This is a genomic window from Verrucomicrobiota bacterium (assembly GCA_016200005.1).
Taxonomy (GTDB): domain Bacteria; phylum Verrucomicrobiota; class Verrucomicrobiia; order Limisphaerales; family PALSA-1396; genus PALSA-1396.
This window is the reverse complement of the sequence record JACQFP010000078.1, coordinates 1-20,423: the sequence shown is the minus strand read 5'-3', so window position 1 is coordinate 20,423 and position 20,423 is coordinate 1. Positions and strand designations below refer to the sequence as shown.

Genomic DNA, 20,423 nt, shown 5'->3' with positions numbered 1-20,423 from the left:
AAATAGGGCCGGGAAAGCAAAGCCTCCTGAGCAAGACAATAATCTCCAACGAAGGACAACCATGAAAAAACTTTTTGGATACATCCCGGTGGTTTTAACCTTGGCGGCCCTGGTCACGCCCACGACATTGGCGGACGAGGCGGACGCGTTGAGCGGAAAGTGGACACTGAAACGAGCAAACGATCAGGGTCAGACACTGACCCGCGTGCTCGAGATCAAGAAAAACAAATTCACCTTCAGCATGATGGGTGCGGATGACAAAATCGCGTTTTACGCCGAAGGCGACATCAAATTGGAAAAACTGGGTCCGTTCAACTCCCTCAAATTTGTGAACATGAAGATCGGGCAGTCGCCCAGCGACACGCAGGCGTTCGATGAGGAACGGGCTGCCATCTATCAACTCGAAGAGGGCACGTTGACGATGGCATCGAATTTCGACGCGGAACGGAATCAGAAGCCCAGTCTGGACGTTTATACAAAAGTGGCTGCGACCGCGACCGCGGCTGCGTCGTCCAATGAAGCCAAAACACTCATCATTGACAAGGTGGTGATGCACCAAACGCCCCAGGTCGCTACGTGGTTTTTTTGCTTCGAAGCCAAGACCGACGGCGCGATGCAACGATATCGCGTGCCGAACCAGAATTTTGACAAGGACGGCGTCACGATTCAGATGGACCTTAAAGTGCCGAATGTTCGGGCCGGCCAGACCTGCACCTTCAAATGCCAGCTTGATGACGTGGAAGACGACGTTTGCACGGATGACATCGACAACACCAGCAGCGGCAAGTTTACCACCAGTGAGAGTGGCTCACAGGAGTACAAGCCGGAAGACCGCTGGCGTTATACCGTGTATTGGCACTTGAAGTAAGCGGTTAGGCCGCGCGCCCTTGGTTGGAGCTTGCTGCCGGGGTTGCGGCGACTTGAAGTCCGACAATTAGACAGGAATTGGATTGCTTCAATAAATGATTGCAATTTTTTCGGTTCCATACCAGGCTACCATTACCCAGAAAAGTATGGGATTATTGAAAGCCACCATTGCCCCGCACTCGCAAATCCGTAATCGGTGCCGCGCCTTCACCTTGATTGAGTTGCTCGTCGTCATCGCCATCATTGCCATCCTGGCTGGATTGCTGTTGCCCGCGCTCAGCAAAGCGAAGCAGAAAGCCCAGCGCATCGCCTGCGTCAGTAATTGCAAGCAACTCGGATTGGGGCTGCTAATGTACACTCAGGATAACGGCGAGGTGATGCCTTGGTGTCAATGGTACAACAGTTACGGCCCAAGCTGGCTTTACATGCCGGTTGCTGGGCGCGCGCCAGACCCATTCAAAACCCCGTCGGAAATTTCATACGTCGAACAGGGCCTTTACTGGTCTTATATCAAGAACCGGCAGGTTTATTATTGTCCGACGGATCCGCCGGATACAAATCGACTCAACTTCAAGAAGCGGATCCAGCGAGTTTCCAGCTACATCATGAACGGCGCCGTTTGCAGCTTTGGGCAGTACACCAAGCCGAAGTGGAAAACCAGCGACTTCCCTCCGACAGCCTACGTTCATTGGGAACCGCCTGTACAGGATTTGGGTGGCTACTACGCTTACAACAGCGGTCAGGACGCCAGCCAAAGGCCCGACGCCCGAGAAGGTCTAGCAGGGGGACCAAGTGACTCAGCTAAACGGCACGTTACGGGTGGGGTGGTCATTGGTTTCGACGGGCGTGCGCTCTTCATTTCCTTCAAGAAATTTATCGACGAAGCCAATAATCGTCCTGGCCTTCTCTGGTGTAATCCCGGCAGCAGGACCGGCGACTAACTTTAGAAAGTCGCCGGCGCTTGGGCAATTTCATCTTCATTCACCCTCCCAGTCACTGTACGTGTGTTGACAACCGGTCGAGTCTGAATCTACGTTGACCCATCACGTATGGTCTCGAATATCCGAAGTCCCCTTGAAAAACTGGCGGGCTGTAATCATCTGGCCCGGTTCACGGACAAAATCCGCCTGCATCTGGCGGGGAAACTGCCGGAGGATTATCAAATGCCTCTTTTTCACGAACGCGGCGTGGACGGTTTTTTCATGCGCCATTTCGGTCTGACCAAAGAGGAACTGCTCGAAGCGGTGCAGCACTCAAATTACGACGACGACAAAATGGTCGCATGGTTTGAAACGCGCATCGGCAACGACGAGCAAAAGAAGAAAAGCTGGAACGAACTTTCCGTGAGCCTCGGCAAACCCGGCCAACCCATGCATGACACGTTGGCCTGGGCGAGGAAGAAGTACAATTTCCAGTGCGACGACCCGAACATCGACAGCGTCTTCAAAACCATCGAATGGGACGAGGGGAGGGTTGCAACCTGATCGTGAAGCGTGGCCGGCCGTGGCCACGCGAAGGCTGGAGTTCACGCTTCAGCGTGTTGCGGACAAGCTGAAGCTTGAACTCCAGCGCGCGGACATTGCTGTCCGCGCTCTAATCATTCACTCGACCTCGGCGATTTTCACCAGTTGCTTGCCAGTGTTCTGGCCTTGCAACATGCCGATGAATGCCCGCGGCGCATTCGCGATTCCATCGGCAATCTCCTCGCGGATTTTTATTTTGCCCGCGTTGAGCCATTCCGCCATCTGCCGGAGTCCCTCGGCATAGCGGTCGGCAAACTGAAACACCAGAAAGCCTTCCACGCGCGCCCGTTTCTCGATCAGCTTCCAAAGAAAGCGCGGCCCCACTTCCGGTTTGGCCAGATTGTATTGGGAGATCTGACCGCACACACAAACGCGCGCCTTCACGTTGATCAGCTTGAACACCGCATCCGTAATCGCGCCGCCGACGTTGTCGAAATACACATCGATTCCTTTCGGACACAATTCCTTCAGCTTCTTGAAATAATCATCGGTGGTCTTGTAATTGAAGGCGGCATCGAAACCCAGTTCGCGCACCAGGTAATCGACCTTCTCATCCGAGCCGGCAACGCCCACCACGCGGCAGCCTTTGATCTTCGCGATTTGTCCGACCATCGAACCGACGGCACCCGCCGCGCCGGACACCACCACAGTTTCACCCGATTGCGGTTTGCCGATGTCCAATAATCCGAAATAGGCCGTCAGTCCCGGCATGCCGAGCACACTCAACGCCGTCGAAATGGGCGCAAGAGTCGGATCAATTTTTCGCACCCCCTTGCCGTCGGACACCGCGTACTCCTGCCAACCGAAGAAGCCCTCGACAAAACCCCCCTTCTGAAACTGCGGATGATTGGATTGCATCACCTGCCCGACGACTCCGCCGACCATGACCTCGCCGAGTTTGACGGGTGGCGCGTAGGACTTCACGTCGTTCATCCGACCGCGCATATAGGGATCGACAGAGAGATAAAGCGCGCGCACCAGGATTTCGCCGGCCGCCGGCGTTGGCATCGGCGACTCGACGAGCTTGAAATCAGATTCTTTAGGAAAAACCTCCGGTCGCCGGGCTAGAACGATTTGTCGGTTCACGGGGAAAGATTCGACTGTCAATTCGCAGCCTGCTTTGTCGCGCTATCATTGGCGGCGGAAGCAGCCGGGGCGGCGTTGGTCTGCGGCAGTTCGGCGTAGTTCAAATAGCCGATGAACATTTCATCGAACGTCTGCTCGCCGAAGTGAACCAGTTTGGTTGGATCGGGATTGGCCGGGTTTTGCGGCGAATTGTCAAACGCCCCGGTGCAGATCAGTTTGGTGCCGGCGGGCATCCGTTTGGGTTCGGCGAGCCGGTACGTGGTCTGCCAGTTGAAATCGTAATTGGGCACGGAGAGCAAGCGTTCCCGCTTGCCGTCGGGATAAACCGCTTCGTAAAGGCAACGCGCACCTCGGAAATGCATGTGCGGACTCATCTCATAAAGCAACGAGTCGCGTTGGAACGTGAAACTACCCTGAACTTCGTAATTGGGGTCGCCAGGCGGAATGTCCAGTCGCGTCTGTGCCGCTGCGCGGGTCTGAAGTTCCATCGGCGGTTTGGTTTTTGACAAGTAGAGACCGATTTCGGTCTGATCCTTTTCTTCTTTCCCGGTGGCCGTGTAATGAAGTTGAAAAATAAACAGCGCGCCTTTGGGTAGGAATTTCCCGGTGCCTTCCGGGAAGGTGGTCTGCTCGGTGCCGGGAACGTAGCCGGTAAAGAAACCGTCGATGCCGCCTTTATTGTCCGGCTGCGGGTGTTCGGCATCTTTCGGATACTTCACGAAGACCAGGCAATGGTGCAGCACCTTGCGGTTGCTCGCCCGCACGACCGCTGCGCTGAGCCAGGCATCTTCGGGGATTGGCGATTTAACAATCATGTAGCGATACGGGAAAACTCCGGTCGCCTCAACAGTCACTTCTTTTGGAATCTGAACGATGTAGTCTGGTTTGCCCAAGGCCCACTCCTCGGTCGTCTTTGATGGTTGCGCAGCCAGCGGGTCGTTGCCGGCGCCGCGCGGCTTGCCTTGGTCGATCCACGTCACCAGAGTCTGAATTTCTTCGGAGCTGAGCGAACGGTCGTTGGCGAACGCGCCGTGGTGCGGATCGGCGTGCCACGGCGGCATGCGCTGTTCAAGCAGCACTTCCTGGATCGTGGAAGACCAACCCTTGACCTTCTCATAGCTCGACATGGCAAACGGCCCGATGTTGCCGTGACTGTGACAGGTCACGCAGTGCTTCTGGAGAATGGGCGCCACCTCTTTAGCATAGGAAACAGTCTTGCCTTCCTTGGGCGTGATCGTCACGAAACTGACGGCGCAGCCTTTGACCGGCGTAGTGCTGGGCGAAACCTTTTTGCCGGCCAGAAAGTTTTCCAGCGCATTCGCCAGGTAGGTTTTGGGCGGCTTGACTTTTTGCGTGCCGTAACCGAGCCGATCATCAATGGCGCCGCGATAAAAGATTTTCCAATCCTTGGTGCTGATGGCAATGGCTTCCGCCGTCCGGTTCGCGGTCAATGACCGGGCGACGAGCTGGTTCTTGTCCATCAGGATGGGCAGATCAATGCTGAACTCCTTGGCTTCCTCCACGCTGCTGGCCTGATCATCCTGCGAGTTGGGGTCGAGCAGCCAGAACACCACCTTTTTGTCGGCGAACCGGTCGCGCAACGCTTTGATCGTCGCGATGCTTTGCCGGACGATCGGGCAACCATTCCCCGCCACGACCAGCACCACAACCGGCGCCTGGGTCTGGCGATAAAGTTCGTGCGACTTGCCCTGGTGATCGAGCAGCCGGAAATTCTCGACGGTGCCTGCGGCCTTTTCCGGTTTTTCCTTCGCCGAATCATTCCTCGCCGTGACTGGAAAAGTCAGTAACGCCAGCAACACGAAACCCATTGTGGTGTTTCGAAACAAGATTTTCTTTATCCTCATGACAATGTTCTAACGGCTGAAGGCCGTGGCAAGTTACGCGTAAAGACGCTGAAGGCAACTTTTCTGTTCAAGAATTCAGCGGGGCCAGGCACCGTCCGACAGGTCCCGCAGCGAAAGTTTGGCGGGATCGACGATGACATGTCTGACCTTGACACGTTTCCAGGTGTAAGTGATATGAACGAGTCCATCCGCAGTTTGAATCACAGCAGGGTAGGAGTATTCGCCCGGTTGATCTTCCAGAACCAATGCCGCCTTCCAGTCTTTGCCGTCCTTGGAAACCGCGACGTTCACGGGCGAGCGGCCTCTCGAAGTGTGATTATAGACCAGCAAATGACGGCCATCGGACAACGTCACCGCGTCGATGCCGGAATTCGGATTGGGCAATGCGGTCGCAGCCAGTTCGCTCCAGGTTTTGCCATCGTCGGAGGACCAGCTCTCGACAATTTTCCTTTGCTGACTGCGACAGAGGATTTGCAGGCGTCCATCCGTGTGAGTGAGAATGGTGGGTTGGATCACGCCGAACGGCCCGTTGACCGGCACGCTCTTCTGCCAGGTCTTGCCCAAGTCACTGGAGCGTTCCAAGTGGACGTGCCAGCCATTGTCTTCCGTGCTGCTGGGAGAAAGCAGATCACCGTTGGCGAGTTGGATTGGCTTGTTCTTGATCGGACCGAGAATACCTTCCGGCAAGCGCCGCGCCTCCGACCACGTTTTGCCGTCATCACTCGATGTTTTCAACATGCCCCACCAGTCGCGCGGATTCGGACCAACCTTGTAGAACAACAGCAATGGCCCGCTCTTGGGCTGGAACAGCGCAGGATTCCAACACGCGAAGCGTTGCGTCGGGCTTTGCACGCCGTTGGCGGCTTCGACCGGCGGCGTCCATTTGCCGCCCTCGTGCCGCGCGACCCAGATGCCCACGTCCGGATTTTTCTCGCCTGTGCCGCCGAACCACGCGGCCACGAGTCCGCCTTTCGTTTCGGCAATGGTCGAGGCGTGACATTCCGGGAAGGGCGCTTGTTCGTAAATGAATTCCTTGGTCACGAGTCCTGGTTGTTTGAGCAACTCGCCTCCTGAGGAACCACCCGGCTCGGCGGCAGTCAATGTCATCGAGATGAATCCAACGGCCAGGCAGGTCATCGAAGCAAGCGGGATTTTTATTTGCATAAGCGGAAAATTTTTTCCATTTGTGTTTGTGATTGTGATGATGAAATATGAACCACGTTGAAGCAACTTGATCCCATGTTCAATATCATTCGTCGTCCGGATTGGTTTATTCCAGAGCGGCACGTTACGCCGGAATCCGTGTTCCTGAATCGCCGCCGCTTCCTCAAGCAGATGGGAGTCACGAGCGCCGGCTTGATGTCGTTGCCGCTCCTCGGTTGTTCGAAAGAAGCGGCGAATCCACCTGCTGCCGCCACCGCGACACCGGAGCCGAAACCGTCCGGCTCGCCAGTGTCCCCCGGCAAATACCCTTACCCGCGCAACCCGGAGTTCAATCCCGGCTGGCCGTTGACGAATGAAAAGATCGCGGGCACGTACAACAACTTCTACGAATTCTCCACGACCAAGGACCGCGTGCGCCAACTCGTGGACAAATTCGTCACCGCGCCGTGGCCGGTCGAAATCAGTGGCCTTGTTGAAAAACCGATGACGCTCGACGTTCAGGAATTGATTGTGACGATGCCGATGGAAGAGCGGGTCTATCGCTTTCGTTGTGTGGAAGCGTGGGGCATGATTGTTCCTTGGACCGGTTTTCCGCTCAGCAAACTCATCGAAAAAGTTTCTCCCAAACCGGAAGCCAAATTTATTCGATGGCAGACTTTCAATCGTCCCGATCAAGCGCCGGGCTGGGCCAGGCTGATTCAGCAAGGTTATCCGCTGCCTTATACCGAGGGCCTCCGGCTGGATGAAGCGATGAATCCGCTGACGATGTTGGTCACCGGCATTTACGGCAAGCCGTTGCCCAAGCAGCATGGCGCACCCATCCGCATCATCGTGCCGTGGAAATACGGCTACAAGAGCATCAAGTCGATTGTGAAGATCGAGTTCGTCACGCAGCAACCGGCGACCTTGTGGGAAACGCTCGCGCCGGACGAGTATCCGTTTGAATCCAATGTCAACCCCGCCGTGCCGCACCCGCGCTGGTCACAGGCGACGGAACGCATGATCGACAGCGGCGACCGCGTCCGGACGCAGCCTTACAACGGTTACGGCAGCTACGTGGCGAAGCTGTATGCGAAGTGAAACGAGGCGACCGCTACCCTTGCCAATCGGATGGGAGCCGGACTGGGGTGAGGACCTCCGATGAAGTGCTCTGCTCCCCTCTCAACTCTCAACCAACGGCCCTCAACCGCTTCTGAACCGCTGATTGACGCGGATGAACGCTGATTCACAGGGCTGACAACCCGACAGATAATAGCCCAGGCCATACGCTTTGAACGAAGAGCGGCTGGGGGTGAGGAGTTGAATGTTTCGCGTGAAAACCTTGAAATTCTAGCCAACTTTGCGCATTTGAAAATGATGGCAATGAAACTGGCTTGCGTGTAACAGTCTGAAAGGCAACCAAGTGATTTCAACGACCGAACAGGCAATCAATGGCACGAACCGACCGTCTAACCGTTCGGAACAAAGCCTCGCCGTCCAATGCACCCCGCCCACTGCGCCGGGTGCGGTTGATTTGTGCTGCGGTTTGGGTGGGCTGTCTCTGGCCGCCAAGAAACTAGGTGTGCAAATCGTCGCCGGCGTGGACGTCAATTCAAGCGCTCTCAAGACGTTCTCCAAAAACTTCCCTGCCACCAAAGCTTTGGAAGGAAGCGTTCGTTCCAAAACAATTCTCGCGGAATGCGCAAAGTTATTAGAACCATTCAAAGCTGCAAACCAGCCAACGATAATTCTTTCAGGGCCGCCATGTCAGGGTTTCTCCGCTGCCGGTTCTCGCGATCCCGCAGACCCGCGCAATCAGGTGCTGGTTGCCGTTGCGCGCGCTGTCTCAAAGCTACAGCCTGACTGTGCACTGATCGAAAACGTCTCGATGTTACTCGCAGACAAGCACAGTGATCGAATTCGGAAATTTGAGCAAATAATTCAGCAGGGCGAGTTTCACATCACGCACATCGTTCTCGACGCATCGGAATTTGGAGTGTCACAGAAACGGAGACGCGCATTCTTTTTAGTGACCAAGCAGCCCATCGATGAGCATGTCGTTTTGGAGCGACTGGAGGAATTCAAGACCGATCCCGTTGGCGCAAGGGAAACGCTGAATGGATTGTCCGATCCCAAAGTCCGTCCCGACGACTACGACGATGACAAAGATTACGGTGGCGTTGCCAATCATTTCGCCATGCGGCACTCTGAGCGAGTGATGAAGAAGATTGCGGCCATTGACCCAGGCACTGGCCCGATGTCATACCGCCGCCTGCATCCGACTCGCCTTTCGAACACGCTTTTTTCCGGCCACCGAGCGCCGCCTGCACACTTCAAAGAACCGCGCAGCATAACCGTGCGAGAAGCTGCCAGACTTCAGGGATTCCCGGACAGTTTCCGAGTTTATGGTTCTTTCGCCAATCAGATGGAACAAGTGACCAACGCTGTGCCGCCTCCGCTTGCGAAAGCAGTTCTATCCGTACTTGCCGAGTTGGCCGACATTCCTGTCTGCCTGCATGGCTAAATCCAAAACCACCCCGGTAGAGCAGCCACTCGCGGAGCAAATTCGCGCGTCAGAGAAGTCACGAATGCCGGTGGAGACAATGCTTGCCACCGACGAGCGCGTGCTGGCTCGCATCACAGACGGCATTTATCGACAGCCTTCTTCGGCTTTGCGCGAACTAATCTCTAACGCATACGACGCGGATTCGGCAGAGGTAGTCATACTGACTGATGCACCGCGATTCGCGCAAATTTCCATCCGTGATAACGGGCTTGGCCTATCTCCCGAAGTGTTAGAGCACCTCATCAAACATATCGGTGGCAGCGTGAAACGGAGTGAAGAAGGCAAGGAGCTAGGTGTCACGGCCAAGACTGACGAAAACCGCAGCCCAGGCGGGCGTCAACTGATTGGGAAGCTCGGCATCGGTCTTTTCTCTGTTGCGCAGTTTACGCGACATTTTCTCATCATCACAAAAACAAAGGGCGACACCCACCGGACAATTGCGGACATCACGCTTGGCTCAGTCGGCGGGCAGCAAAAATTGCTTCCACTAAAGGAAGGCGGGCGGCGCGAAATCGAAACGGGACACGCACGCATTTGGCGCGAACGTGCGACCGACCGGAATTCTCACGGGACAGAAGTCAAATTGCTCGATCTGCTTCCGCGCACGCGCGCCGAACTGGCAAGTGATGACCTTTGGACGAAGATTGACTATGAGAAGGCGGAGGCCGAAGTCGAAAAGACAAAGCCGCCGGCTTGGCACATCGGTCGCATGAAGCCGAAGCAGGAGGAACTGCTCGAAGTGCAACCACAATTGCCGTGGGACGAAAACGATCAGCCGCGAGAGCGTTTTGAAAAGTTTGTAAACGCTGTGCGTGATGCCGCCGTGGAAACCGAGTCAGTTGACCTGGATATTTTCTTGGATCGATATCTGCAGACGCTCTGGACACTCTCTGTTTCTGCGCCACTCGAATATCTTGAAGGGCATCCGTTTGATTTAGCTGGCGACGAGGAATTTGTGTTCTTTGAAATCGAAAACCGTGCGCGTGGACAGGCTAAAAAACTCAAACTTGAAAATGGTGAAACCCCGCGAAAGGCCCTGCGACTCAAAACTCCCAACGGTGCTCCGGGAGAAAGGTTCGACGTGTTTATTGACGGCGTGCAGTTGTTTCGCCCGATTCTCTATCGAAACCTCCCGAAGACAAAGACCGCTGTAAAAAACCCATTGTTGTTCATAGGTCATGACTCCCAGAAGTTTGAGAAGAAGCACGTGGAAATGAGCGGCGGACCATTGGTGTTTGAAGCGTATCTTTTTTGGTCACCCCGAATTATTCCGAAGCAGCATCAAGGGGTAATCCTGCGCGTCGGCAATGCCTCGGGTGCGCTTTTTGATAGGACATTCATGGGATACCAAGTGTCAGAGCAAACGCGCACCCGGCAAATCACCGCAGAGATTTTTGTGCGCGAAGGTCTGGACGGGGCAATAAACATCGACCGCGAATCTTTTAACTACGCGCATCCACACTACCAATATCTCGTCAAATGGCTGCACTCTGCGCTGAGACAACTTGCCAACCGCCACAAAGAAATTGGCAGCGACGTACGATCACACAAACTTGTGACGCAGGGAAAGAGAGTCCGGGAAAAAGTTGAGGAAAAGGTCGAAGCAGCTTTGAAAGCACGTGGGGTGGAGGACGTTCCTGAAGTTGTTTTGCTTGAACCGGCCAAGCAATCAGAAGCGCGAAAGCTACGCAGCGAAGGCATGATCGCTCTCAGGAAAAATGTAGTGCTTCCGCCGTCTCCAGCGAAATACACCACTTCAGCGGAAGGCGAGAGGCGAAAACTGGCTGAAAAGAAAGCCGTCGCTGTTGTTCAGCTTCTGCACGGATGGGGATTGCTTGAAAGGCTGTCGTTCGATGAGCAGGAAAAACTTGTTCGCGACATTCTCGAGATCGTTTTACTGGAAGGTTAGCGCATGAGTTCCGAAGGGTCTGACTTTGCTGATGACATCATACAGGACGAGCTGCCTGCACATACAGAGCCGCCGCGGGACAAGTTTCTTCCGTGGCATCGGGTGAAAAAAGAATACATCCGGCGTTTTCAGTGGAACGAGCTGACAGCGCGAATGATTAAGCGCTATTGGCGACAACAGCTACAGCAGGATGAAGGTGAATGGTCGCTTGATGAAACCTCCAGCGCCGGGGTTAAGTTTGATTTGCCCGCAAACGTAGGCTTGGATCGCCCGCTCCGGTGTCTCGTAATCCCTGGCGAAGACCTGCTTGATGTTCGCGCCCTTTGGCGCGATGTGAACGAGTTGAATTGTTTCATTCGATATCTTGGTTTCAACGAAAGCCAAGGCTCGGATCAGAAGGGAACGCGCGTTCACGTCGCTAACAATGCCGTAACTTCCCTGCTGCGTGTGGCAACAAATTCGCGCGTCTTACAGGACCGCTTTGAATCTATCGCTTTGCCTGAATCGCAGGCACTCCGATACTTGAAGGAATACGGACCGTATCACGTCGTGAATCTCGACCTATGTGGTTCGATGTTTCCAAATACTGCCAAAGCCCCGACCGAATACTACGACGCTTTGTATCGGCTTCTCTCCTACCAATTCGAACACCAGAAAACCGAGTGGCTGCTTTTTATTACTACGATGGTTGAACCCGCAGTCGTTCACCCGGAAGGCCTGCAAACCCTGTGCGGTCCGACCCGTGACAATTTTACCAAGCACAAAGACTTTGCCGACCAAATTAGGAAGTTCCTGCCTGAAGAAGCTTTTCGGAGTGCCGCGACTTCACTTAACCTGTCGGCACTGAATGAGGATCACCTGGTGCAACTGTTTAGCGTTGCGCTTGGAAAGTGGCTGTTGGCGCTGTGCCAAAGAGCTAAGCCTCAGTGGACAATTGTTATGCGCAAGAGTTTTCGGCACTGCATAAACAAAGATAAGGGAGCAATCATGCTTTCACTCGCGTTCGCACTAAGGCCAAACATCGCCCCACCTGTGGATGAGAGCGGAATGACAAAACTAAGCCTGCCCGCAAAGAAGTATCCCGACGAGCGTGAGTGCGCGGTCAAGCTTGCCGAATTGGTTTCTATAATTTGCGACATTGACGAGGAACTCGCCGCAAATCCCGAACTCAAAGCCGAGTTGCGAGATGCACACGCTAGTCTGCTCGAATCGGCGGGCTACGACCGCGCCGCATACGTTAAGTGGGTTGACGATGGTGAAATCGTTGAGATGAAGTGACCTTTACAGCAAATGGCCGACGTGTTTTCCATCCGAAAGCGTTCCGACGTGATGTCGCGGATTCGTTCGAGCGGCAACAAGGACACGGAACTGACACTCGTTCGCCTATTCCGCAAAGCGCGCATCTCCGGTTGGCGTCGGTGCTGGCCTCTCATTGGAAAACCAGACTTCGTGTTCCGTGAAGCTAGGCTGGCAGTTTTTGTGGACGGCTGCTTTTGGCACGGCTGCTTGAAACATTCCAAGCCACCACGAAGCAATCAAACTTACTGGCGGGCTAAGATGATTCGAAACAAAACCCGTGACCTTTCCGTGTCTCGCACTTTGCGGAAAAGAGACTGGCGTGTGTTGCGAATCTGGGAGCATGAGCTTGCCCGCAAGAATGAAATTCGTTTGTTGCGGCGCATTCAAAGGGCATTGGTTTGAATCGTTGATGGTTTACCCAGGGCGGCGCAGACTTCATCTCGCTTGCCCTGGGTTATCATCTGTCGGCCTTCAGCCCTTTCAATCAGCGTTCATCGGCGTTTATCAGCGGTTAAGAAGCGGTTGAGGGTCGTTGGTTGAGAGTTGAGAGGCGTTTTCGGACGCAAAGACAGGAGACAGTCGCCGCCTGTTTTGATATTGGTGGCTCATGCAAAAGAACCGCCTCGAAGCGTTCAGTGATGGTGTCATTGCCATCATCATCACCATCATGGTGCTGGAATTGAAGGTGCCGCAGCCGACTGAACAAATGCCGCACCCGGATGAACTCGCCAACCTGAAACCGTTGCTGCCGGTGCTATTGAGCTACGTTTTGAGTTTCATCTACGTCGGCATCTATTGGAACAACCATCACCACATGTTCCATTCCACCAAACACGTCAGCGGCGGCATCCTGTGGGCGAACCTGCACCTGCTCTTCTGGCTGTCGCTTTTTCCCTTCACGACGGGATGGATGGGCGAGAACCACCTCGCGCCCACGCCCACGTCCGTCTATGGCGTGGTGCTGCTGATGGCGGCCATTGCTTATTACATTCTGCAACGGACCATCATCGCGCAGCAGGGCCGCGACTCCCTGCTCGCGTCCGCCATCGGCAGCGATTGGAAAGGTAAGCTCTCTCCGGCGCTCTATCTCATCGCCATCCCGCTCGCGTTCGTGAGTCCGTGGATTGCGAGCGGCTTGTATGTGTTCGTCGCCCTGCTGTGGCTCGTTCCCGACCGCCGCATCGAGCGTGTGCTGGAGAAACGTGGAGACTAAACCATGAACCATTGATCGGCTTTCGTATATTTTGTCCGTTGACGTTTCATGGTCGCGCTTCCGCCGGAAGCAGATTCAGCACGAAATCGTAAATGGCTTGGGCGTGTTGCAGGGCTTCGTCGAATTCTTCGCGCGTGGGCATCGGTTCGTCCGCGCCGCCGGGATAGCGAAACGCGGAGGCGTAAGGCGTCAAGACGGCCGCCGGCTTTACGAGTTGTTGAAAGTCGGGATTCAGTTTAGCGGCCTGTTCCGCCAACTCCTCGATGTCGTGCGTTTTGGGAAACGGATCGTCCTTCGATTGCAGCCAGGCCTTGACCGCTTTCTCCGCAGCTTGCTGGCAATGGTAAATGGCCGCATCCAGGAGTGGATTGTCCGCCGTTGCCAGGATTCGCGCGGCCTGCAAGTCGTGGCTCGCGCGCGTCAGCCAGTCGCGGACGAGGTCCGTGGTGGCCTCATCCATAAAGTTTTCGGCCTTTGGCGAGAACCTGGTGAAAGAGGGAGGCGCGCAGGTGTTTGTAACGATCCACCTGGGCGCGCGTGGGAACGAGCACGTCCTTTGCGAAACCAATCCCGCGCAGACAGCGATGAGCGCGCTGCATTCGTTTGATACTGCGTTCGTCGCTGCGGGGAACGATCACCATCAAATCCACGTCGCTGTCTTCGGTGGGCACGCCCCAAGCGTACGAACCAAAGAGCCAGATTTGCTCCGGCTGAAATTCCGCGACCAGTTTTTGGGTGGCGGTTTGCAGCAAACCTTCGTTGATCGCTTTCATGGTTTCTTTTTAGCACAAGGCAGGCGCGATGGAAAGCCCCGGTTTAACCCTGTTGTTCTTCGCCGCCTCCTGAGGCAGTATTTCCTCGTGCGGCTCGCGAGCGTGGCCACGCCCATTCTTGTTTCAGTGATCCGAAAGTCTTTTGGCGGAAACCTCAATCGGCACTTCGGGATTGAAGGTTTCATTTGCTTCGCCTTAACTTCGCGGCATGTCCGTCCCCGTCCTGAGTGTTGCGCAGATGCGCGAGTGGGAGCAAGCCACCTGGGCCACCGGCCAGACCGAGGCGGAGGTGATTCGCCGCGTCGGCCAACTCGTCGCCCGGCGCGCGCTGCAACTCACTCATCCCGGCGAAACGATTCTTATTCTGGCGGGCAAAGGTCACAACGGCGACGACGCGCGTCTGGCCCAGGAGCATCTAGCCGGGCGCGAGGTTCCTTTGTTGAACGTGACTGATCCAGCAGCGGCGCTGGTCGAATTGAAGTCGTTACTGAAACACCGTCCGGCGCTGATCGTTGATGCGTTGTTCGGGATCGGTCTGAATCGGCCGCTGGATGAACATTGGATCAAACTCATCGATTTCGTCAACGCGGCTGGAGCACCGATTCTCGCGGTGGATGTTCCTTCCGGTCTGGACGCGGACACGGGCGAAGTGTTTGGCGGGGCGATTCAAGCCTCGATCACGCTGACGCTCGGTGCGCCCAAACGTGGGTTGCTTGTGCAACAAGCGTGGTCGGTGGTCGGTCGGCTCGAAGTTGCGCCGGATATTGGTTTGGTTGCGTGTCCGCACATGAGTGAGTTGAACTGGACATTGCCCGATGATTTCACCGGTTATCCGCCGCCGCGACCGGCAGCGGGCCACAAGGGAACGTGCGGTCATTTAGTCATCATCGCGGGCAGCCGCGGTTTTCATGGTGCGGCGGTGCTGGCGGCGCGCGGCGCGCAACGCGCCCAGCCCGGCTTGATCACGCTGTTAACTTCGGAAACCGTTTATCAACCCGTCGCCGCCCAACTGCAAGCCGTCATGGTTTCCACGTGGCAACCTGAACCTCGATTGCCCGCGACGGCGAGCGCGATCTTGTTTGGTCCGGGCCTGGCCGCCGCCGAAGTGCCGGACGAATTGAAAATTACGTTGCGCCGGCTTTGGAAAGATTCGCCGCTGCCGATGGTGGTTGACGCGAGCGCGCTGGACTGGCTGCCGGTGAATTCAACAGTGCCCAAAAACGCCGTCCGTGTCATCACGCCGCACCCGGGCGAGGCCGCAAGGTTGTTGAAGGCTGATTCGAAACAGGTCCAATCCAATCGCCCGAACACATTGCGCGAAATCTCGAAACGATTCGGAGATTGTTGGGTGGTACTGAAAGGACATCAATCGCTCGTCGGTCGAAGTGCCGGGGAGATTTTCATCAATTCATCGGGCAATCCTTATCTGGCGCAAGGCGGCAGCGGCGACGTGTTGGCCGGGTATTTGGGTGGGTTGATCGCTCAACCGGCTTTGCAAAGTGACGCCCTGAAAACCATCCGCTACGGCGTGTGGCAGCACGGCGTTTCTGCCGATCGTCTCAGCGATGAGCACAGCGCCTGGACGGTGGAGGACTTGGTGGAACAGTTGAGCCGCAACATTCATGGAAGCGCGTAGCGTGAATTTACTTCCTTTGCCTGCGGCCATTTGTTAGGAGAATTGCCTGTGCGCAGGTTTTTTACAATTTTGGCCCTCGTGTCGTTATACGGTCTGCTCGGTGACTTCGCCCGGGCCGAGACCTATCAACTCAAGGACGGACAAACGATGACGGGCGAGTTCGTTTCCTCAGACGAGAGCGGCGTCGTGATCAAGCTCGGCGACAACAAATACTCGGACCGAATCCCGTGGAGCAAATTCTCGCAGAGCGACCTGAAAGAAATCAGCAAGAAGAACGCCAAGGCCGCCCAGTTCGTCGAACCGTTCATTGAGTTGACGCAGGACGAGAAGATTCAAAGGAAGGCGATCACCATCAACGAAGTGCCGCGGCTGGAACGTCCGGTGGCCGGATCGTTGATCGGCGCGTTGTTTTCGTCAGGCATCGGCCTGTTCATCCTGTTTGTTCTTTATCTGGGCAACCTTTACGCGGCGTTTGAGATTTCCAACTACCGTGCCCGACCCGTGGCGTTGGTGTGCGGCGTATCCGCCGTGGCGCCTGTCATCGGGCCAATCATTTTCCTTTCCCTGCCGATGCAATTGAAACCAAGCGGAGAATTGACGCAAGCCGAGGAAGAAGCATTGCTGCCGGAAGCGCCGCCTGAAGAATACGCCGAAACCGCGAGCGGAGCGCCCGTGGCTGACACCGGCGGGTTGCATATCGCAAGATCGGGAACGCACCCGGCTCCATCCCAGGATGGAAACGCGCCCGCATCCGCACCAGCGGCGTCTCTGCCGCCTACGGTGGTCTATGAACGGGGCCAGTTCATTTTCAACCGGCGCTTTTTTGAAACGAAATTCTCAGGCTTCTTTGGCGTCGTGCCACGCGGCGCGGAGAAGGACATGGTGGTGGTGATCAAATCCTCGCGCGGCGAATTCACCGGCCAGCGCATCAGCCGGATTGCCGCCAACGAAATGCATTTTCAAGTGGACAAAGGTCAGGCTTCCGAAGAAGTCATGATCCCGTTTATCGAAATCAAACAAGTCCAATTGAAACACAAGGACGCTTAAACTGCGAAACGCCACCCAGCCAGTTCGAGTGCCGCGATCAGTAAAAAATCGGCGAAGCAAAACGCATTGCAATCAAATCTATGAAGTATCGCGCAATTCTATTGTTCGGGGCACCCGGCGCTGGGAAGGGAACGCAGGGCAAAATCCTCGGCACCATTCCCAACTTCTTCCATTTCGCCTGCGGCGATGTGTTTCGCAACATGTCTGTCGAAAGTGAAATTGGCCGTGTCTTCATCGAGTATTCCAGTCGCGGCGAACTCGTGCCGGATGAGCCGACCATCCGGCTCTGGCGGCAACACATCGAGAACATGACGCAGACCGGCCAGTTCAACCCCGCCACGGACACGATGGTTTTGGACGGCATTCCCCGCAATCTGGCGCAGGCCAAGATGCTGGCCGACACGGTCAAGGTGCGCGCGGTGATTAATCTGCATTGTCCGGATGTCAACAAGCTGATCAAGCGACTCCACCACCGGGCGCTGCGCGAAAACCGGCTCGACGACGCCAATTTGAAAATCATCCGCAACCGCCAAAAAACCTACGACCTTCAGACGAAACCCGTGCTGGATTTCTACGGGAAGAAACTCGTCCACAACGTCGATTCGACGCAAAAGCCCGTCAAGGTGTTGAGCGACATTTTGCGCATCATCGCCAAACTCTAGGAATACCCATGCCGCAACAGTTTGGTGAACTTACTGCCAGCGAACTCTATTGTCCCAAATGCCGGCGCTCACAACCGGTCCGGGAAAAGTTGCTCCTCGTTTTGCCGAATGGCGAGTTACACGAATATCTTTGTGCCGCGTGCGCGACCTCGCTCGGCAAACGCACGGTGACCGGCGCGGCGCTGGTGGCGCCGCTCCCGGCCACCGCCCGACCGGCCCGGCCGCGACGACTGTTGCGCCCGTGAACGGCAAAAAGTATTCGCGCTTTCCGCGTGTTGCGCTTTTACTTTGGTCCCTGACCAATGTCACCGCTGCGAATCATCTTCATGGGCACCGCGGAAATTGCCTGCGCCAGCCTGGCGGCGCTGGCGCAACGGCCGGAGTTCAAACCAATCGCGGTCGTCACACAACCTGACCGTCCCAAGGGTCGTGATCTGAAGTTGCAACCCTCGCCGGTAAAAGTGCTGGCCGCGCGACTCGGCGTGCCCGTTCTGCAACCCCACCGCGCCCGCGACGAGAAGTTCGTTCAGGAACTGCGGCAGTTGCAACCCGACCTGATCACCGTCGCGGCTTACGGCCAAATCCTGCCGCCCGCGATTCTGGAATTGCCGCGCTTTGGCTGCCTGAATGTCCACGCGTCGTTGCTGCCGAAATATCGCGGCGCCTCGCCGATTCAATCCGCGATTTTGCATGACGAATCCGAAACCGGCATCACCATCATGAGAATGGACGCCGGCTTGGACACCGGCGACATTCTCACCCAACAGGCGACAACCATCGCTGCGACCGACGACGCGGAAACTCTTCACGATCGGCTGGCGAACCTAGGAGCGGATTTGCTGGTCCGCACGATTCCTGATTACGTCGCCGGAAAAATTAAACCGCGAACGCAGCCAGCCGAAGGTGTCAGCTACGCTCCGAAGATAACGAAACAAAACGGCCGCCTCGATTGGACCCAGCCCGCGCGAACACTCTGGAATCGCATCCGGGCCTTCACGCCGTGGCCCGGAGCGTTCACTTATCTTGCCGCTCAACCGAAACCGCACCTGCTCAAAATCTGGCAGGCGGACGTTGTCGAGCGCCCAGGTCGGCCTGGCGAAATTATGCTGGCCGACAAATCGGGCATCATCGTTGCGTGCGGTGGTGGCGCCTTGCGGATTCTCAAACTGCAACTCGAAGGTGGACGCCGGCTGACCGCGCAGGAATTTCTCGCCGGCCATGAGTTGAAACCTAGCCAGCGACTGGACTGAATTCCACGGTGTTGGAGTTCAGCCTTCAGGCTGTCGGGGTCGTCACACTGGCGACCCTCCGTTCGTATTCTTCCGCACCGACCATTCGCGGAACGGCGTGACAGACTTTTTCGAAGCCGGGAAAGTTCCAGAGGTTCGGAAAGGCTTGGCATTGCTGAGGTTTAACGGGCTGCACAGAACAATCGTCGCCATCGAGGAAAATACATTCGCCATCTGGCTTCTCCTGCAAAGAAAGTCCGCGCCGATCTTTCGCGAGCCGGGTAAATTGCTGGATGAAATCGAACTCTGTCAGATTCTTGAACGCGGCCAGCCGCGCGATTTCCTCGTCGGACAAGCGCACCTGTCCCGGCCAGCGACAGCAGGCCGTGCACCGCTGGCATTCGTAGAAAACTGGCATGGGGACAATCTAATTCGCGCTTCAGTCCATGCCAAGCTCTCCAAAGCGTCACACAAGTTGAGCAGTTCCAGATTCTGTTTGGTGCCAGATGCCGGCGTTCCTTGACAGGAATCCCACGACTGGGAAGATCGCGTAAACAACAAGTCCGTAACCAATCAGCCATTCCATGAACGCCCAGTTTCCCTTCTGGCAGTCCGGCGCGGTGATTTACAGCTTGCTCTCCGTCGCAAGCGCTTTTCCCGCGCCGCCACCGGTCGAGAAAACCTACCACCAACAGCCCCCGCAGATTTCTCCGTTAAAATTGTTGTTCACGGACGAACAGGACGTTTCCGATGTCTGGGGCAAGCTCACGTTCGGTGCCAACCCGCTCCGGCCCCTGGGTGAGTGCGAGGATCCCGGATTTGAAGTCAAATGTTGCGTCCCGCGCCTCGACGGTAACTGGGAAGTTTACGGCTACACGGGTGGGCATGACATCTACGGCGAGTCCGGCGACCCGACAAAGAAACTGTCGCGCTGGAACATTCATCACGCGGTCACGCGAGACGGGGTTCATTACGAAGAACGCGAAGTCGTCTTCACGAGCGAGCCGGGCGCCTGGACACATTATGCCACCATTGCGCACAATCCAGTGCGGAACGAGTTCGTCTGCCTCAAAGGAGTTTTGCTGCGCGAAGGATTCTGCAACAACACCTATCACAGCAGCGATGGCCGGCGCTGGACGCCCGGCACGAACAATCCGGTTTATTACGATGGCGATTCGTGGGGACAATTGTGGAGCCCGCGACTCCAACGCTTCGTGACCACCACCAAGAGTTTTCAAATTGTGAAGAAACATCTGCCCGATCACGGCAACACCCGCACTGGCCAGGTGCGCCGGGTCTGTTCGGTGCGCTGGAGCGAGGATGGCGACCACTGGGAGCCTTCCGACCCGGTGTTGATTCACAACGGCAGTCCGCTTCTGCCAGTCGATCTGCTCGTCACACCGGACAAGGACGATCCGCCGGACCTGGAGTTTTATCGTGGTGTCGGGTTCGGTTATGCCGACCGTGTCGTGGTGCGAGCAAAGTTGGAGAGGGCTGTGCGAGCAAAGCTGGAATGATGAGGGCGCCGCTGCTGTTTTACTTGAGGGGTGCGTTGCTGAGGCGCAAAGTGTCCTCGCTTCAGCGGAGGATAGGGCTCTGCGGGGA

Annotated in this window: 20 protein-coding genes and 1 pseudogene; 15 read left to right on the top strand and 6 right to left on the bottom strand. The window is 56.1% G+C overall.

Translation table 11 applies throughout. The annotated features are described in order from the left end of the window. Positions 1-61: 61 nt before the first annotated feature. From HY298_24940 to HY298_24930, 3 genes and pseudogenes are all read left to right on the top strand, one after another. Positions 62-868 (top strand): hypothetical protein, encoded by an 807-nt coding sequence (locus HY298_24940; protein MBI3853507.1) that lies wholly within the window; start codon positions 62-64, stop codon positions 866-868. Positions 869-1,013: 145 nt separating this feature from the next. After that, positions 1,014-1,205, top strand: a pseudogene (locus HY298_24935) (type II secretion system protein). A 711-nt stretch (positions 1,206-1,916) separates the two neighbouring features. After that, positions 1,917-2,351, top strand: coding sequence for a DUF5069 domain-containing protein (locus tag HY298_24930; GenBank protein ID MBI3853506.1), 435 nt, complete (start codon positions 1,917-1,919; stop codon positions 2,349-2,351). Between the two features lie 117 nt (positions 2,352-2,468). Here the strand turns inward: HY298_24930 and HY298_24925 are convergent, their stop codons facing one another. The 3 genes from HY298_24925 to HY298_24915 all read right to left on the bottom strand — a co-directional run bounded on the left by HY298_24925 (position 2,469) and on the right by HY298_24915 (position 6,478). After that, entirely contained in the window at positions 2,469-3,476 is a 1,008-nt protein-coding gene (locus HY298_24925) for an NADP-dependent oxidoreductase (GenBank protein ID MBI3853505.1), read from the bottom strand. A 17-nt stretch (positions 3,477-3,493) separates the two neighbouring features. Continuing rightward, positions 3,494-5,341 (bottom strand): redoxin domain-containing protein, encoded by a 1,848-nt coding sequence (locus tag HY298_24920; GenBank protein ID MBI3853504.1) that lies wholly within the window; start codon positions 5,339-5,341, stop codon positions 3,494-3,496. A gap of 75 nt (positions 5,342-5,416) precedes the next feature. Next, complete coding sequence (locus tag HY298_24915) at positions 5,417-6,478, bottom strand: exo-alpha-sialidase (GenBank protein MBI3853503.1); 1,062 nt, start codon at positions 6,476-6,478, stop codon at positions 5,417-5,419. Between the two features lie 102 nt (positions 6,479-6,580). Here HY298_24915 and msrP point away from each other — a divergent pair, with 102 nt between their 5' ends. The 6 genes from msrP (at position 6,581) to HY298_24885 (ending at position 13,471) form a co-directional block, all read left to right on the top strand. Beyond that, positions 6,581-7,585, top strand: coding sequence for a protein-methionine-sulfoxide reductase catalytic subunit MsrP (msrP, locus tag HY298_24910; protein MBI3853502.1), 1,005 nt, complete (start codon positions 6,581-6,583; stop codon positions 7,583-7,585). 322 nt (positions 7,586-7,907) lie between these two features. Next, positions 7,908-9,008, top strand: a complete 1,101-nt coding sequence (locus tag HY298_24905) for a DNA cytosine methyltransferase (GenBank protein MBI3853501.1) — start codon at positions 7,908-7,910, stop codon at positions 9,006-9,008. Beyond that, on the top strand, positions 9,001-10,959 hold the full coding sequence (locus tag HY298_24900) for an ATP-binding protein (protein ID MBI3853500.1): 1,959 nt from the start codon (positions 9,001-9,003) through the stop codon (positions 10,957-10,959). The genes HY298_24905 and HY298_24900 overlap by 8 nt, the downstream gene beginning before the upstream one ends. A 3-nt stretch (positions 10,960-10,962) precedes the next feature. Then, positions 10,963-12,237, top strand: a complete 1,275-nt coding sequence (locus HY298_24895) for a hypothetical protein (protein MBI3853499.1) — start codon at positions 10,963-10,965, stop codon at positions 12,235-12,237. Positions 12,238-12,249: 12 nt separating this feature from the next. After that, the gene (locus HY298_24890; protein ID MBI3853498.1) at positions 12,250-12,660 is read left to right on the top strand and encodes a very short patch repair endonuclease; all 411 of its coding nucleotides are present in this window, start codon (positions 12,250-12,252) and stop codon (positions 12,658-12,660) included. A gap of 205 nt (positions 12,661-12,865) precedes the next feature. Beyond that, entirely contained in the window at positions 12,866-13,471 is a 606-nt protein-coding gene (locus HY298_24885; protein ID MBI3853497.1) for a DUF1211 domain-containing protein, read from the top strand. 46 nt (positions 13,472-13,517) lie between these two features. Here the strand turns inward: HY298_24885 and HY298_24880 are convergent, their stop codons facing one another. Both HY298_24880 and HY298_24875 read right to left on the bottom strand, forming a co-directional pair. Then, a complete protein-coding gene (locus HY298_24880; protein MBI3853496.1) occupies positions 13,518-13,931 on the bottom strand; it encodes a HEPN domain-containing protein in 414 nt (137 codons plus the stop codon). Beyond that, positions 13,924-14,244 (bottom strand): nucleotidyltransferase domain-containing protein, encoded by a 321-nt coding sequence (locus tag HY298_24875; GenBank protein ID MBI3853495.1) that lies wholly within the window; start codon positions 14,242-14,244, stop codon positions 13,924-13,926. Before HY298_24875 ends, HY298_24880 begins: the two co-directional genes overlap by 8 nt. Before the next feature lie 208 nt (positions 14,245-14,452). Here HY298_24875 and HY298_24870 point away from each other — a divergent pair, with 208 nt between their 5' ends. From HY298_24870 to HY298_24850, 5 genes are all read left to right on the top strand, one after another. After that, complete coding sequence (locus HY298_24870) at positions 14,453-15,880, top strand: NAD(P)H-hydrate dehydratase (GenBank protein MBI3853494.1); 1,428 nt, start codon at positions 14,453-14,455, stop codon at positions 15,878-15,880. A 48-nt stretch (positions 15,881-15,928) separates the two neighbouring features. Further along, positions 15,929-16,927 carry a hypothetical protein gene (locus tag HY298_24865; protein ID MBI3853493.1) on the top strand — a complete coding sequence of 333 codons (999 nt, stop codon included), beginning with the start codon at positions 15,929-15,931 and terminating at the stop codon, positions 16,925-16,927. 80 nt (positions 16,928-17,007) lie between these two features. Next, complete coding sequence (locus HY298_24860; GenBank protein ID MBI3853492.1) at positions 17,008-17,589, top strand: nucleoside monophosphate kinase; 582 nt, start codon at positions 17,008-17,010, stop codon at positions 17,587-17,589. Positions 17,590-17,597: 8 nt separating this feature from the next. Beyond that, positions 17,598-17,834, top strand: a complete 237-nt coding sequence (locus HY298_24855; GenBank protein MBI3853491.1) for a hypothetical protein — start codon at positions 17,598-17,600, stop codon at positions 17,832-17,834. Between the two features lie 57 nt (positions 17,835-17,891). Beyond that, positions 17,892-18,839: a methionyl-tRNA formyltransferase gene (locus tag HY298_24850; GenBank protein MBI3853490.1), complete on the top strand. Its 948-nt coding sequence runs from the start codon at positions 17,892-17,894 to the stop codon at positions 18,837-18,839. A 25-nt stretch (positions 18,840-18,864) separates the two neighbouring features. Here the strand turns inward: HY298_24850 and HY298_24845 are convergent, their stop codons facing one another. Continuing rightward, positions 18,865-19,236, bottom strand: coding sequence for a YkgJ family cysteine cluster protein (locus tag HY298_24845; protein ID MBI3853489.1), 372 nt, complete (start codon positions 19,234-19,236; stop codon positions 18,865-18,867). A gap of 166 nt (positions 19,237-19,402) precedes the next feature. Here HY298_24845 and HY298_24840 point away from each other — a divergent pair, with 166 nt between their 5' ends. After that, positions 19,403-20,335, top strand: coding sequence for a hypothetical protein (locus HY298_24840; GenBank protein ID MBI3853488.1), 933 nt, complete (start codon positions 19,403-19,405; stop codon positions 20,333-20,335). Positions 20,336-20,423 lie beyond the last annotated feature (88 nt).

Bases quoted from the DNA above. Each gene is read 5' to 3' on its own strand.
- HY298_24940 (MBI3853507.1), top strand. From the start codon at position 62: ATGAAAAAACTTTTTGGATACATCCCGGTGGTTTTAACCTTGGCGGCC.
- HY298_24930 (MBI3853506.1), top strand. From the start codon at position 1,917: ATGGTCTCGAATATCCGAAGTCCCCTTGAAAAACTGGCGGGCTGTAAT.
- HY298_24920 (MBI3853504.1), bottom strand. From the start codon at position 5,341: ATGAGGATAAAGAAAATCTTGTTTCGAAACACCACAATGGGTTTCGTG.
- HY298_24915 (MBI3853503.1), bottom strand. From the start codon at position 6,478: ATGACCTGCCTGGCCGTTGGATTCATCTCGATGACATTGACTGCCGCC.
- msrP (MBI3853502.1), top strand. From the start codon at position 6,581: ATGTTCAATATCATTCGTCGTCCGGATTGGTTTATTCCAGAGCGGCAC.
- HY298_24900 (MBI3853500.1), top strand. From the start codon at position 9,001: ATGGCTAAATCCAAAACCACCCCGGTAGAGCAGCCACTCGCGGAGCAA.
- HY298_24895 (MBI3853499.1), top strand. From the start codon at position 10,963: ATGAGTTCCGAAGGGTCTGACTTTGCTGATGACATCATACAGGACGAG.
- HY298_24890 (MBI3853498.1), top strand. From the start codon at position 12,250: ATGGCCGACGTGTTTTCCATCCGAAAGCGTTCCGACGTGATGTCGCGG.
- HY298_24885 (MBI3853497.1), top strand. From the start codon at position 12,866: ATGCAAAAGAACCGCCTCGAAGCGTTCAGTGATGGTGTCATTGCCATC.
- HY298_24880 (MBI3853496.1), bottom strand. From the start codon at position 13,931: ATGGATGAGGCCACCACGGACCTCGTCCGCGACTGGCTGACGCGCGCG.
- HY298_24875 (MBI3853495.1), bottom strand. From the start codon at position 14,244: ATGAAAGCGATCAACGAAGGTTTGCTGCAAACCGCCACCCAAAAACTG.
- HY298_24870 (MBI3853494.1), top strand. From the start codon at position 14,453: ATGTCCGTCCCCGTCCTGAGTGTTGCGCAGATGCGCGAGTGGGAGCAA.
- HY298_24860 (MBI3853492.1), top strand. From the start codon at position 17,008: ATGAAGTATCGCGCAATTCTATTGTTCGGGGCACCCGGCGCTGGGAAG.
- HY298_24855 (MBI3853491.1), top strand. From the start codon at position 17,598: ATGCCGCAACAGTTTGGTGAACTTACTGCCAGCGAACTCTATTGTCCC.
- HY298_24850 (MBI3853490.1), top strand. From the start codon at position 17,892: ATGTCACCGCTGCGAATCATCTTCATGGGCACCGCGGAAATTGCCTGC.
- HY298_24845 (MBI3853489.1), bottom strand. From the start codon at position 19,236: ATGCCAGTTTTCTACGAATGCCAGCGGTGCACGGCCTGCTGTCGCTGG.
- HY298_24840 (MBI3853488.1), top strand. From the start codon at position 19,403: ATGAACGCCCAGTTTCCCTTCTGGCAGTCCGGCGCGGTGATTTACAGC.